Source organism: Microbacterium sp. SORGH_AS_0862 (genome assembly GCF_030818795.1).
Classification (GTDB): domain Bacteria; phylum Actinomycetota; class Actinomycetes; order Actinomycetales; family Microbacteriaceae; genus Microbacterium.
In genome coordinates, this window is record NZ_JAUTAY010000001.1 from 2,942,720 (window position 1) to 2,957,051 (window position 14,332).

At 69.3% G+C, this 14,332-nt stretch carries 10 protein-coding genes and 1 riboswitch; of the genes, 8 read left to right on the forward strand and 2 right to left on the reverse strand.

Annotated elements, in window-relative coordinates; genetic code table 11:
• Nucleotides 1-31: 31 nt before the first annotated feature.
• Nucleotides 32-126, forward strand: a riboswitch (glycine riboswitch).
• A gap of 133 nt (nucleotides 127-259) precedes the next feature.
• The 3 genes from QE377_RS14425 to gcvP are packed head-to-tail and all read left to right on the forward strand — an operon-like array spanning nucleotide 260 to nucleotide 4,700.
• Entirely contained in the window at nucleotides 260-1,456 is a 1,197-nt protein-coding gene (locus tag QE377_RS14425; RefSeq protein ID WP_307324523.1) for a glycine cleavage system aminomethyltransferase GcvT, read from the forward strand.
• Entirely contained in the window at nucleotides 1,453-1,833 is a 381-nt protein-coding gene (gcvH, locus tag QE377_RS14430) for a glycine cleavage system protein GcvH (protein WP_307324525.1), read from the forward strand. The genes QE377_RS14425 and gcvH overlap by 4 nt, the downstream gene beginning before the upstream one ends.
• 53 nt (nucleotides 1,834-1,886) lie before the next feature.
• On the forward strand, nucleotides 1,887-4,700 hold the full coding sequence (gene gcvP / locus QE377_RS14435; RefSeq protein WP_373459565.1) for an aminomethyl-transferring glycine dehydrogenase: 2,814 nt from the start codon (nucleotides 1,887-1,889) through the stop codon (nucleotides 4,698-4,700).
• 137 nt (nucleotides 4,701-4,837) lie between these two features.
• On the opposite strand, the gene QE377_RS14440 is transcribed toward gcvP, so the two are convergent.
• Together QE377_RS14440 and QE377_RS14445 are read right to left on the reverse strand one after the other, a co-directional pair.
• Nucleotides 4,838-5,806: a hypothetical protein gene (locus QE377_RS14440; RefSeq protein ID WP_307324530.1), complete on the reverse strand. Its 969-nt coding sequence runs from the start codon at nucleotides 5,804-5,806 to the stop codon at nucleotides 4,838-4,840.
• Between the two features lie 253 nt (nucleotides 5,807-6,059).
• Nucleotides 6,060-6,890 carry a CPBP family intramembrane glutamic endopeptidase gene (locus tag QE377_RS14445; protein ID WP_307324533.1) on the reverse strand — a complete coding sequence of 277 codons (831 nt, stop codon included), beginning with the start codon at nucleotides 6,888-6,890 and terminating at the stop codon, nucleotides 6,060-6,062.
• Nucleotides 6,891-7,021: 131 nt separating this feature from the next.
• Here QE377_RS14445 and QE377_RS14450 point away from each other — a divergent pair, with 131 nt between their 5' ends.
• The 5 genes from QE377_RS14450 (at nucleotide 7,022) to QE377_RS14470 (ending at nucleotide 14,292) form a co-directional block, all read left to right on the forward strand.
• A complete protein-coding gene (locus tag QE377_RS14450; RefSeq protein WP_307324536.1) occupies nucleotides 7,022-8,767 on the forward strand; it encodes an ABC transporter substrate-binding protein in 1,746 nt (581 codons plus the stop codon).
• A 194-nt stretch (nucleotides 8,768-8,961) separates the two neighbouring features.
• Complete coding sequence (locus tag QE377_RS14455; protein ID WP_307324538.1) at nucleotides 8,962-10,584, forward strand: ABC transporter substrate-binding protein; 1,623 nt, start codon at nucleotides 8,962-8,964, stop codon at nucleotides 10,582-10,584.
• 171 nt (nucleotides 10,585-10,755) lie between these two features.
• Nucleotides 10,756-11,685, forward strand: coding sequence for an ABC transporter permease (locus QE377_RS14460; protein ID WP_307324540.1), 930 nt, complete (start codon nucleotides 10,756-10,758; stop codon nucleotides 11,683-11,685).
• Nucleotides 11,675-12,625 (forward strand): ABC transporter permease, encoded by a 951-nt coding sequence (locus QE377_RS14465; protein WP_137417416.1) that lies wholly within the window; start codon nucleotides 11,675-11,677, stop codon nucleotides 12,623-12,625. The genes QE377_RS14460 and QE377_RS14465 overlap by 11 nt, the downstream gene beginning before the upstream one ends.
• Complete coding sequence (locus QE377_RS14470; protein WP_307324545.1) at nucleotides 12,622-14,292, forward strand: ABC transporter ATP-binding protein; 1,671 nt, start codon at nucleotides 12,622-12,624, stop codon at nucleotides 14,290-14,292. Before QE377_RS14465 ends, QE377_RS14470 begins: the two co-directional genes overlap by 4 nt.
• Nucleotides 14,293-14,332 lie beyond the last annotated feature (40 nt).

Consider the following 14,332-nt stretch of genomic DNA (forward strand, 5'->3'; position numbering starts at 1 on the left):
ATGCTGGCCCGACAACGTGAATATCGGCCCCACGACCGGTGCGGGAGAGCCTCGGAGATCTTGTCCGAGCACCGAAGGAGCAAGCCTCCCCGCCAATCTCTCAGGTACGCGTACCGCCCCGGTCGGGCGACTCTGAAAAGCGATCCTCGCGGATCCGCCGACGGTGAAAGATCGCGCTCAGCGCGTTCGAAACTCTCAGGCCCATGACAGAGGGGGAGTTCTCAGGCCCTCGCCTACCCGCATCCACCCGGGAGAACTCATGACCGATCCACGCTCCACCCCCCTCCGAGACCGCCACGAGGCGGCCGGAGCCGCCTTCACCGACTTTGGCGGATGGCTCATGCCCGTCCGCTACGGGTCCGACCTCGCTGAGCACCGAGCCGTGCGCGAGGCCGCGGGCCTCTTCGACATCTCGCACATGGCGGAGTTCCTCGTGACGGGTGCGCACGCGGCGGCCTTCCTCGACTACGCGCTCGCCGCACGGCACTCGACCATGCGGCTCGGAAAGGCGAAGTACTCGCTCGTGCTCGCCGCGGACGGCGGCATCGTCGACGACGTCATCGTCTATCGTCTCGCCGACGACCGGTTCATCGTGATCGCCAACGCCGGCAACCACGACGCGGTGGCCGAGGCGCTCGCCGACGCGCGCGCATCCTTCACGCCGCCCGCTCCCACGGTGGGCGCCGACGGCTCGTTCGGATTCATCGCGGGTGTTCACGTCACCGTCGAGGATGCGTCGGAGGCCTCTGCGCTGCTGGCCCTCCAGGGGCCGGCAGCGATCGCTGTTCTCGAGGCGCTGCCGGGGCTGGAGCTCGCCGAGCCGGCTCGGCGCCTGGGCGATCCGCCGACGCCGTGGAGCTTCGACGACCTCGGGTACTACTGCGTGCGCGCCGCGGGGTTCGGCGGGGAGTCGCTGTTGATTCTGCGCACCGGCTACACGGGAGAGGACGGCGTCGAGCTGCTCGTCCGCGCGAGCGCGGCGGGAGAGCTGTGGGACGCCCTCCTGGAAGCGGGTGAGCCCTTCGGTCTCATTCCCGCGGGCCTGGCCGCGCGCGACACCCTGCGCCTCGAAGCGGCGATGCCGCTCTACGGGCACGAGCTGAACCGTGACGTGCGGCCCGCGCAGGCGGGACTCGGGCGCGTGGTCGCCGCCGACAAGGACGACTTCATCGGCAAGGGGGCGACCGAGCCCGCATCCGACGCACGCGTCCTGGTCGCCCTCGTCTCGGAGGGGAAGCGCGCAGGGCGCGCGGGCTATCCCGTGCTCGACGCCGAGGGAAGCGTGGTCGGCGAGATCACGAGCGGTGCGCTCAGTCCCACCCTCGGACACCCGATCGCGCTCGCCTACGTCGACGGCGACCGAAGCCCGATCGGCACAGACCTGTTCATCGATGTACGCGGCACGCGAATCCCCGCGACCGTGACCGAACCGCCCTTCTACCGGAGGAAGAAATGACCGTCGATCCCACCACGCTGTCCTACACCGCAGAGCACGAGTGGGTGCTGATCGACGGCGGCGTCGCCACCTTCGGCATCACCGACTACGCCGCCGAACAGCTCGGCGACGTCGTGTTCGTCGACCTCCCCGCGATCGACGCCCCGGTCGTCGCCGGTCAGGTCTGCGGCGAGATCGAGTCGACGAAGTCGGTGGGCGAGCTCTACGCCCCGCTCAGCGGACGCGTCATCCAGGTCAACGGCGAGGTCGACTCCGACCCTTCGCTCGTCAACGCCGACCCCTACGGCGCGTGGCTCGTGCGCATCGAGCTCGACGGCGAGAGCGCGCCCCTGCTCGATCGCGCCGGGTACGAGGCGCTCATCGAGGGCGCCGCGTGAGCGTTCCCTTCACCGCACGCCACATCGGCACGGATGCGGGCGCGCAGCGGCACATGCTCGACGTGCTGGGCTACGCGACTGTCGACGCGCTGGTGAAGACGGCGGTTCCCGCATCCGTCCACGCGGCGCCGCGCGCCAGCAGCAGCATCCCGGACGCGGCCACCGAGGCGCAGGCGCTGGCAGAGCTCCGCGCGCTCGCCGATGCCAACCGCCCGGCACGCGCCATGATCGGCCTCGGCTACTACGACACCTTCACCCCCGCCGTGATCGCCCGCAACGTCTTCGAGAATCCGTCCTGGTACACCGCGTACACGCCCTACCAGCCCGAGATCTCGCAGGGCCGGCTCGAGGCGCTGATCAACTTCCAGACCATGGTGACCGATCTCACCGGCCTCGCCACGGCGGGCGCGTCCATGCTGGACGAGGCGACCGCGGTCGTCGAGGGGATGCTGGTCGCGCGCCGCGCCTCGAAGTCCGCGTCCGATGTGTTCCTGGTCGATGCGGACGCGCTGCCGCAGACCAAGGCGCTGCTGCATCACCGCGCCGCCGCCGTCGGCATCGAGATCCGCGAGATCGACACCCGCACCTGGGAGCCGACCGCCGCATCCGGCGCCGTGTTCGGGGCCTTCGTGCAGTACCCCGGCGCGAGCGGCCGCGTGTGGGATCCCACAGAGCTCGTCGCCGCCGTCCAGGCGCAGGGCGGGCTCGTGGTCGTCGCAGCCGACCTGCTCGCGCTCACGCTCCTGCGTTCGCCGGGCTCGTTCGGCGCCGACATCGCCGCGGGGACCACACAGCGCTTCGGCGTCCCGCTCGGCTTCGGCGGACCGCACGCCGGATACCTCGCGGTACGCGCGGGGCTCGAGCGACAGCTACCCGGGCGCCTCGTCGGCGTCTCGCAGGATGCGTCGGGCCACCCCGCCTACCGGCTCGCGCTGCAGACGCGTGAGCAGCACATCCGCCGCGAGAAGGCCACGTCCAACATCTGCACCGCGCAGGTGCTGCTGGCCGTGATGGCCGCGATGTACGCGGTCTACCACGGCCCGGAGGGCCTGCGTGCGATCGCCACCGAGGTGGCCCGCAAGGCGCAGGCGCTCGCCGAGACGCTGCGCGCAGGCGGCCTCGAGGTCGTGCACGACGCGTTCTTCGACACGCTCCGCGTTGTCGTCCCCGGCACCGCCGAGCGCGTCATCGAGCGGGCCCGTCGCCGCGGGTACCAGCTCTTCTTCGCGGACGAGTCGACGGTGGGGATCTCGGTCGACGAGACGACCACGGCCGACGACCTCGCCGCGGTGGCGGCCGCGTTCGGGCTGCCCGACGAGACCGTGATCGACGTCGAGCAAGCGGTGCCCCTGGCCGGCGTCGTGGCCGACCTCCACCGCCGGGACGAGTTCCTCACGCATCCGGTCTTCCACGCGCACCGGTCGGAGACCGCGATGATGCGCTACCTGAAGACCCTCGCCGACCGCGACTATGCGCTCGATCGCGGCATGATCCCGCTCGGCTCGTGCACCATGAAGCTGAACGCCGCGACCGAGATGGCGGCGGTGTCGTGGCCCGAGTTCTCCCGGGTGCATCCCTTCGCGCCGGAAGCCGACGTGCGGGGGACTCTCGCGCTGATCGAGCAGCTGGAGACCTGGCTCGCCGAGGTCACCGGCTACGACGCCGTTTCGCTGCAGCCCAATGCCGGCTCGCAGGGGGAGCTGGCGGGGCTGCTCGCGATCCGCGGCTACCACCTCGCGAACGACGACGCACAGCGCACCGTGTGCCTGATCCCGTCATCGGCTCACGGCACGAACGCCGCATCCGCCGTGCTCGCGGGGATGCGGGTGGTCGTCGTCGCGTGCGACGAGGCGGGCAACGTCGACCTCGACGACCTGCACGCCAAGATCGCGCAGCACGCGGACGAGCTGGGCGCGCTCATGATCACCTACCCGTCCACGCACGGCGTGTACGAGCACGAGGTGCTCGCCATCACGCAGGCCGTGCACGACGCGGGCGGCCAGGTGTACATCGACGGCGCGAACCTCAACGCTCTCCTCGGCTTCGCGCGGTTCGGCGATCTCGGGGGCGATGTCTCGCACCTGAACCTGCACAAGACCTTCGCGATCCCGCACGGCGGTGGCGGACCGGGCGTCGGCCCCGTCGCCGCGAAGGCGCACCTCGCGCCCTACCTCCCATCGCACCCGCTGGCGCAGCGCGCGGATCACGCGGGCGGCTTCGTGTTCGAGGGCGGTCCCGTCTCGGCCGCGCCGTACGGCTCCGCATCCATCCTGCCGATCTCGTGGGCCTACGTACGGATGATGGGCGCAGCGGGTCTGGGCGAGGCGACCGGTGCCGCCGTGCTGTCGGCGAACTACATCGCCCACCGCCTGAAGGCGCACTTCCCGGTGCTGTACGCCGGCGAGGCCGGACTGGTGGCGCACGAGTGCATCCTGGATCTCCGCCCCCTCCGCGAGCGCACGGGGATCACGGTCGACGACGTCGCGAAACGCCTCATCGACTACGGCTTCCATGCGCCGACGATGTCGTTCCCCGTCGCGGGCACCCTCATGGTCGAGCCCACCGAGTCGGAGGACCTCGCCGAGATCGAGCGCTTCATCGAGGCGATGATCCAGATCGCCGCCGAGGCGGAGCAGGTCGGCGCCGGGCGCTGGCCGGCAGCGGACAACCCGCTCGTGGGCGCTCCGCACACGGCTCAGTCGGTCATCGGCGGCGAGTGGACGCATCCGTACTCGCGTGAGGAGGCGATCTATCCCGTCCCATCGCTCGTGCGCACGAAGTACTGGCCGCCGGTACGTCGCATCGACAACGCCTATGGCGACCGCAACCTCGTGTGCGCCTGCCCGCCCCCGGAGGCTTTCGCCTGAAACGCCGCCCCACTTCCCGCGAGACTGCATCTCCCGCACGAGATCACGGTAATCACCCGTGATCTCGTCACGGTGGTGCAGTCTCGCGGAGGGGTGGGCAGGGCATGGAGGGGCACAGCGGCGAGGGGGCGTGGCGCTCAGCGCAGGGTGCGGGCGAGGGCATGGAGGGCGAGCGCGTCGGGTGTGCGCTCGCGGCGGACGCCGGCCGCATCCAGGATCGCACCGAGACGTTCAGGCTCGCGGACATCGGCCCATCCCCACCGCGCGAAGCCGTGCACGCGACGACGGATGCGGTCCTCCCGCCGCTTCTCGTCCTGCAGCGCGCGCACCGGGTCGCCGAAGCGTCCGTCGTACTTGAGGAGGCCATCGGCTTCTCCGACGGCTCCGATGTCCGGCCAGGCGAAGTCGGCGCGGTCGGCGACGCCACCACCACCGTGCACCAGCCACTGCAGTTCGGGTGCCGCGAAGCCCAGCCACTCGATGGCTGCCCGGCTCAGCGACTCGAGCGTCGTCTCGGCGCGCGGATCCGCGCGATGCAGCGCCCATCGAGCGAGCCGACGGCCACGGCTGGAGGATGCGAGCTCGTTGTGAGCCACGAGGACCTCGGGCGTCAGGTCCGGATGCGCGCGCAGCGTGGCATCGGCGACGTTGAGGGCGAGCGCGGGATTGCGAACCCGTGCCAACGCGACGACGGTCTCGATGGGACCCGTCGTGAGGATGCCGCCCTCGTCCGTGATCTCGACGCCGCCCCGGCGTGTGTGGATGCGGACCCGCTCCGCTTGCCGTGATGTACCGTCCGCGGGACGGAGGATGTGCACGTCGGCCCCCTCACCGACGAGCGGGAGACCGCGCAGCGCCGCCGCCGACTCGAGTGCGAAGACCGCATCCGGCATCTGGAGGGCCACGGCGTGCACGCGGGCCAGATAGCGATCCCAGGGAGCGAGCGCGCTCCACGCGAGTGCCGGGGCGTACACGCCGCGGTGCACGCGCACGATGTCGCCGCGGCGGAGCGCGAGGTCGGGGCGATGCATGTCGTGCGCGCGCAGCAACGGCGCGGGAGAGGGGAGCAGCTGGGCGCCGGTGCGCAGGGGAATGGGTTGGGTCATCGCCCCACCGTGCGCGCGTCGGTGGTCACCGTGCGCGCCGGGTCCCGCATCCGTGGGCGACACCCCGGCCCCGAGCGGTTGTGCAGGCCCGGTCCCGGTGCAGCCGCCCGCGCCTGCAGCGGCGCCCCCATCGCCCGCTGATCCCGCGAGACTGCATTCTCAGCACGAGATCACTGTCATTACCCGTGATCTCGTGCTCGAAATGCAGTCTCGCGGGAAGGGGAGGGAGAGCGGGCAGGGGAGGATGCGGCGGTTAGAAGATCCCGGGCCAGAGGGACGCGACGAGGGGGTAGCCGACGAAGGCGAACACATCGATGAGCGTGTGCGCGATGACGAGGGGCATCACCCGGCCCCAGCGCCGGTAGCACCAGCCGAACACGACGCCCATCGCGAAGTTGCCGACCACCGAACCCACGCCCTGATAGGCGTGGTACGCGCCGCGCAGTGCCGCTGTCGCGAGGATGATCGACCACCAGCCCCAGCCGAGGCGGCGAAGGCGATCGAAGAGGTAGCCGAGGAAGATGACCTCCTCGGTGAGGCCTGCGCGCGCGGCGGAGAGCAACAGCAGCGGAACGGTGTACCAGGCCGCATCCAGGGGGGAGGCGACGACGCCGACGGTGATGCCCGCGAGGCGCCCGGCCACGTAGAGGGCGATCCCGGGGATGCCGATGATCGCGATCAACGCGACGCCGAGTCCGAGATCACCGCCGAAGCGGCGGAAGTCGAGCCCGATCCGTCGCAGCGCGTTGGCGCCCGGCTCCCAGAGCAGGTAGACGACGAGCGCGACCAGCGCGAGCGAGAAGAAGATGTCGAGCAGCTGGTACAGCGCGTCCCAGAGCGCCTCGGTGTCGCGCGCCGGGTTGAGCTGGGTCTGCTGCGAAGAGATCGCCTGGTTCTCCTGCAGAGAGCGCTGCAGGGTGCGGATGAAGGAGAGCACCGAGTACAGCCCGGACTTGCCGACGGTCACGGCCAGCACGAGCCAGATCTCCCACCGCACGCGTGAACGGGTGAACCCCGTCGCGCGCGGCGGATCGAAGGCCCTCACGGTGCGCCAGAACGGTTCGCGCGCGGGCAGGGTCGTCATCCGCTCAGCATGGCATAGCGGATGCGGGCCGGTCCCGCTTTCGAAAGCGCTCAGATTGCGCGCATAGGGTGTGTGCGGCTTACGCATACGACCGCGTGCGGCATCACGGCCGCCGCGGAGAAGGAGGACGGATGCGGCGTCGTGCGCTCGTGACCACCCTGGCTCTGCTCGGCCTGCTGGCGGGCGGAGTGGTCGGTTGCTCGGCGGAGGAGAACCGTGTCCTGCCGGGCTCGTCCCTGACCGTCGCCACGGCCGCGCCCGTCACCTCGCTCAACCCGTTCGTGCTGGGGCAGGACACCTCCGCCGACCGCGACTTCTCGGCACTGACATCGGGCAGCTTCTGGCGGCGGGAGGCCGACGGCACCCGCTCGGCGAACGAACGGTTCGGCACCGTCCGGGTTCTCACGCGCGACCCGCTCACCGTCCGGTACGCGCTGGACGGCTCGGCCACCTGGTCAGACGGCGCACCGGTCGATGCCGCGGACCTGCTGCTCACATGGGCCGCTCGTACGACGCACCGCACGGATGCCGCGGGTGAGACGCGCTGGGATGCGGGCGCCGGAGCCGGCCAGGGGCTCGACCTCGTGTCGCAGGTGCCCGAGATCGGCGACGACGGACGCAGCCTGACTCTCGTCTACGACACGCCCTACGCGGACTGGCAGATCGCCTTCGACGCGCCGCCCGTCGCCGCTCACGTTCTGGTCGATCTCGCCTACCCGGGGCGTTACGCGGATGCGGCGGCGGCGAAGGCCGCGTTCGCGGATGCCGTCGAGACCGGCGATCTGGATTGGCTCGCGCCCGTGTCGCTCGCCTTCCGCGAGGACTTCCGCCTCGACGGCGACGTCCCGGATGCGGCGCAGACCACGGCCGGTGCATACGACATCGCGCGCATCGCCGACGACGGCCGGTCGATCGATCTCACCGCCGCCGATCGTCCCAGCGCCGCGCGCGTGGAGCGGGTGCGGGTGCGCGCGATGGAGGACCCGGCCGAACGCGTCGCGGCCGTTGCCGGCGGCGAGGTGGATCTGGCGGCCGCGGCGGCGGACCAGGATCTCGTCGACGCGGCGGCCGCAGCGGGCGGCTCCCGCGTGTCAGCGAGGGATGCCTTCGATCACCTGGATCTGCAGACAGCGGGCGGGGGAGTGTTCGACCCCGCGTCCTACGGCGGGGATGCGGATCGCGCGCACCGCGCTCGCGCCGGGTTCCTGACCACGGTTCCGCGACAGCAGATGCTGGACGAGCTCATCCACCCCCTGCTCGCCGATGAGGCCCTGCGGCGGGGCATGATCGAGGCCGCGGGACCGGGGCCCGCCGCGTCGCCTTCGTCGACACCCGACGGTGAGGCCGCGCCTGCGACGGATGCGGCCGGACTGACCGTTCGTGTGCTTTATCCGGCGGGCGACGCGCGGCGGGCCGCGGAGTTCGCCCTCATGTCCGAGTCGGCCTCCCGTGCGGGAGTGACCCTCGTCGACGTCTCCTCGCCGGACTGGGCGCATGTGCTGAGTGACCAGCCGGACGCGTACGACGCAGCCCTGTTCGCCTGGAGTCCCGATCCCGCAGCCACCGTGGCGCACGCGACGGTGTTCCACACCGCCGCGGCGCAGAACGTCTACGGCTGGAGCGACGAGGAGGTCGACGCGCTGGTCGTCGACGCGTCGTCCGCGCTGGAGCGCACGCAGCGCGACGAGCTTCTGTCCCGACTGGACGAGGCCGTCACCGACGAGGCGTGGGCGCTGCCGCTGTTCGCCGTGCCGCAGCTGACGGTGTGGTCCGACGCGCTCGCGGGGCCTCCGGCCGAGGTGTCGGGCGACCGCATCCTCGCCACGTTCACGACATGGCGTCCCTCGTCCGGCACAGCGAAACCGGGTGAGGGTTAGTTCCGGCCCGCGCGGCCGGCTGTCATCGGTGGGCTTGAGCAATATGCTCGATCCGCGCGGGGGTTCGTTAAGGGTGTGTAACTATTCGCGCGGTCGTTTTGACCAAGCAGTGGGTCGTGCTTAGTGTTTCGGTATCCGCGGCACGATGCTCTCACAGCTCGTCGTGCCTGCATCATCCCTTTCCAGGAGGAACAGTGAAGCGCAGCAAGATCGCTCTCGCGAGCGTGGCGCTGGCCGGTATCGGGGCTCTCGCCCTCGCCGGCTGCGCGAGTGGCGGCTCGGACGAGCCGACCCCTGCCGGTGGCGACGCCGGTGCCATCATCAAGGTGAACGGTTCGGAGCCGGAGAACCCGCTCTTCCCGGCCAACACGAACGAGACCGGCGGCGGCAAGATCGTCGACTCGATCTACGCGGGCCTGGCCTACTACGACGGCGAAGGCAACATCGTCAACGACGTGGCCGACTCGATCACCGTCGACGACGCCAACACCATCACGGTGAAGCTCAAGGAGGGCCAGAAGTTCAGCAACGACGAGGCCGTCACCGCAGACAGCTTCATCAAGGCCTGGAACTACGGCGCGCTCAAGTCGAACGCTCAGAAGAACGCTTCCTGGTTCTCCGACATCGAGGGCTACAGCGAGGAGACCGACTCCGAGCTCACCGGTCTGACGAAGGTCGACGACACGACCTTCACGATCAAGCTCTCCAACCCCGTCGCCGCCGACTTCGTGCAGCGTCTGGGCTACTCGGCGTACTACCCGCTTCCCGAGGTTGCCTTCGAGGACCCCGCCGCCTTCGGTGAGAACCCGATCGGCAACGGCCCCTACAAGCTGGCCGGCGAGGGCGCGTGGCAGCACGACGTCGAGATCAACCTCGTGAAGAACGACGCCTACACCGGTGGCCGCGAGGCCAAGAACGGTGGCCTGGACATCGTCTTCTACGCCAACCTGGACGGCGCCTACGCCGACCTCCAGTCGGGCAACCTCGACGTCCTCGACGCGATCCCCACCAGCGCACAGGCGACCTTCGAGTCCGACCTGGGCGAGCGCGCGGTCAACCAGCCCGCCGCGATCTTCCAGTCGTTCACGATCCCGGAGAGCCTCGCGCACTTCTCGGGCGAAGAGGGTCAGCTGCGTCGCGAGGCGCTCTCGCTCGCGATCGACCGCGACGCGATCACGAAGACCATCTTCAACGGCACGCGTACGCCGGCCAGCGACTTCTCGTCGCCGGTCATCGGTGGATGGTCCGACTCGCTCGAGGGTGCCGACGTCCTGAAGTACAACCAGGACAAGGCGAAGGAGCTGTGGGCCGAGGCCGACAAGATCTCGCCCTGGAGCGGCACGTTCCAGATCGCGTACAACTCCGACGGCGGCCACCAGGCCTGGGTCGACGCGACCACGAACTCGATCAAGAACACGCTCGGCATCGACGCGTCCGGCGCTCCGTTCGTCGACTTCGCCTCGCTGCGCACCGAGGTGACCAACCGTACGATCACCACCGCGTTCCGCACCGGTTGGCAGGCCGACTACCCGGGTCTGTACAACTTCCTCGCGCCGCTCTACGGCACGGGCGCGAGCTCGAACGACGGCGACTACTCGAACCCCGAGTTCGACAAGCTCCTCGCCTCCGGCGCGGCAGCTGACAGCGTCGACGCGGCCACGGCCGACTACGAGAAGGCTCAGGAGATCCTGCTGAAGGACCTCCCCGCCATCCCGCTGTGGTACTCGAACGTGAACGGCGGGTACGCTGACACGGTTCAGAACGTCGTGTTCGGCTGGAACTCGGTTCCGCTGTACTACCAGATCACGAAGAGCTGATAGCTCTTCTGATCGCGACCGCGAGGCGGTGACGATCCCGTCACCGCCTCGCGGCCTGTCCAGGGACCTGCGTCCGCGTCACCCCGCGGGCGCCGGTCTCTCGTCGGGCGGGGGGTTCTTGCACCGATCGTGCGAGGATACTCCTCGGCCACTTTCTCGGAGGGAGAGAGGATGCTCGCTTACATCCTCAGACGCATCCTGCAGGTGATCCCGGTCTTCTTGGGATCCACACTGCTCATCTATTTCCTCGTCTTCGCGATGCCGGGAAACCCGATCCTGGCTCTGTTCGGCGACAAGACGCCGAGCCAGTCGGTGATCGACGCACTCGAGGCGCAGTACCACCTGAACGAACCGTTCATCGTGCAGTACTTCTACTACATCACCGGCATCTTCCAGGGAGACCTGGGCAACACGTTCTCGGGCCAATCGGTCAATGACGTCCTCGCCCGAACGCTGCCCGTGACCGGTCGACTCGCGGTGATGGCCATCGCCATCGAGTTCTCGCTCGCCATCATCATCGGTACCATCTCGGCCCTGCGTAAGGGCAAGATCTTCGACAACGTGGCGCTGGTCATCTCGCTGCTGTTCGTCGCGATGCCGATCTTCGTCCTGGCCTTCCTCGCGCAGTACTTCCTCGCCCTGCAGTTCGGCTGGTTCAAGCCGACGGTCGGCGGGAACAACAACTGGGGCGACCTGTGGCTGCCGGCACTGGTGCTGGGATTCAGCCTCTACGCCACGAGTATGCGGCTCATGCGCGGCTCGGTCATCGACACCCTCAACCAGGACTGGGTGCGTACCGCGTACAGCAAGGGTCTGCCGCGTCGACGCGTCATCCCCGTCCACGTGCTGCGCAACTCGCTCATCCCGGTCATCACCAACTCGGCCACCAACTTCGGTGTCCTGCTGGTGGGTGCCACCGTCACCGAGGCCATCTTCAACGTCCCCGGCGTCGGCAACACGCTCTTCCAGGCGACGCTGCGCCACGAGGGACCGACGATCGTGTCGTTCGTCACCGTCTTCGTGATCATCTACGTTCTCGTCAACCTGGTGATCGACCTGCTTTACGGTCTGCTCGACCCGAGGATCCGCTATGTCAAGTAACTCCGAACTGCCGACGCATTATGTCGCCGAGGTCAAGGACGCGTCGCTGACGGTCGACGCCGTCCGCATCGCAGACGAGAAGCCCTCCAGCCTCTGGCGGGATGCATGGCGAGACCTGCGCAAGCGCCCCACCTTCTGGATCTCGCTCGCCGTCGTCGCCTTCATCCTCTTGATGGCCGTGTGGCCGACGCTGTTCACCCAGACGCCGCCCAACGACGACTGCCAGCTGTCCAACAGCAACGGCGGCCCGGCCGCCGGCCACCCGCTGGGATTCACGTTCCAGGGGTGCGACATCTACGCGCGCATCGTGTGGGGATCCCGCACGTCGCTGTCGGTCGGTCTGCTGTCGACCCTCATCGGATCCTCGATCGGTCTGATCATGGGCGCGCTGGCCGGCTTCTACGGCGGATGGCTCGACTCGCTGCTCTCCCGCGTCGGCGACATCTTCTTCTCGATCCCCTACATCCTGGCCGCCGTCGTCGTGATGAGCGTGTTCTCGGACTTCCGCAACGTCTTCACCCTCGCCATCGCGATCGGTGGATTCTCGTGGGCTTCGACCGCCCGCGTCGTGCGCGCCGAGGTGTTGCGCGTCAGGCAGGCGGACTTCGTGACCGCATCGCGGGCTCTCGGGCAGTCGCGGTTCCGCACGATGCTCTCGCACGTCGTCCCCAACGCGATCGCGCCGCTGCTGGTCATCTCGACCCTCAGCCTGGCGGCGGCCATCGTCGCCGAAGCGACACTGGCGTTCCTGGGTGTCGGCCTCGGCTCCGACGTCATGTCGTGGGGCCGTGACATCTCCGAGGCGCAGCAGTCGTTGCGCATCGCTCCGATGGCGCTCATCTACCCGTCGATCGCGCTGACGCTCACCGTCCTCGCGTTCATCCTCCTGGGCGAGCTGATCCGCGACGCCCTCGACCCGAGAGCGAGGGCCCGCCGATGAGCGAGAGCGCCGCAACCCCGTTGCTCAGCATCCGCAACCTCCGCGTCGCCTTCGACACCCAGTCGGGCAGCCGGGAGGTTCTCCACGGTGTGAACCTCGACGTGTTCCCCGGCGAGACGGTCGCGATCGTCGGCGAGTCCGGCTCGGGCAAGTCGACCACCGCCTCCGCGGTCGTGAACCTGCTCCCCGGGACCGGCCACGTCACACAGGGCAGCATCACGCTCGACGGGCGGGAGCTGACCGGCCTCAGCCGCACGCAGATGGAGCGCCTGCGCGGTCGGGAGATCGGCTACGTGCCGCAGGACCCGATGTCGAACCTCAACCCGGTGTGGTCGATCGGCTTCCAGGTGAAGGAGGCGATCCGTGCGAACGGCATCGCCACCGGCCGCAAGGAGGTCACCCAGCGGGCGATCGAGGTGCTGCAGCAGGCCGGACTCGCGGATGCGGCCAAGCGCCTGCACCAGTACCCCCACCAGTTCTCCGGCGGCATGCGCCAGCGTGCGCTGATCGGCATCGGCCTCGCGGCCGACCCGAAGCTGCTGATCGCCGATGAGCCGACCTCGGCACTGGACGTCACGGTCCAGCGCGTCATCCTCGACCACATGGCGAAGCTCACGCGGGAGAAGGGCACCTCGGTGCTGCTGATCACGCACGACCTGGGCCTCGCGGCCGAGCGCGCCGAGAAGATCATCGTCATGCAGAACGGCGAGATCGTCGAGTCGGGCCCGAGCCGCGAGATCCTTCAGAACCCGCTGCACCCCTACACGCAGCGCCTGGTGGCGGCGGCTCCCTCGCTCGCCTCCCAGCGCATCCAGGCGCGCGCGGAGAGTCGGGGCATCGAGACGACCGAGGACATCGAGGGTCTGGCTCCCGCGATCCGCGTGACGGATCTGACCAAGGAGTACAAGATCCGTCAGGGCGGCTTCCGCAGCGAAGCCTTCCGTGCCGTCGACGGCGTCTCGTTCGAGATCCCGCGCGGGAAGACTCTCGCCCTGGTGGGCGAGTCCGGATCGGGCAAGTCCACGGTCGCGAAGATGGTGCTGAAGCTCGAGGACCCCACCGCGGGGTCCATCGAGATCGACGGCACCAACATCGCGAGCCTGACCAACCGGCAGGCGTTCGCGCTCCGTCGTCGGATGCAGCCGGTGTTCCAGGATCCGTACGGCTCGCTCGACCCGCTGCGCAACATTGGCAACACGATCGCCGAGCCGATGGAGATCCACAAGGTCGGTGACAACGCGTCGCGTCGTGAGCGCGTGCGCGAGCTGCTCGACCAGGTCTCGCTGCCGCAGGAGTTGGCGACCCGCTACCCGAACGAGCTTTCCGGCGGTCAGCGTCAGCGGGTGGCGATCGCTCGCGCGCTCGCGCTCAAGCCCGACATCGTCGTGCTCGATGAGGCGGTCTCGGCCCTCGACGTGCTGGTGCAGGACCAGATCCTGCAGCTGCTCGCCGAGCTGCAGTCCGAGCTCGAGCTGACCTACCTCTTCATCACCCACGACCTCGCCGTCGTTCGTGTGGCCGCCGACATGGTCGCGGTGATGGAGAAGGGGCGCATCGTTGAGCAGGGAACGGTCGACGAGATCTTCGCCAACCCGGCCGAGGAGTACACCCGCCGCCTGCTGGATGCCATCCCCGGCGCAACCATTCCCCTCGGAGGCGGCAACTGAACCGCACCGTCTACCGGTCGACGTCGGCGACCGTCGGGAT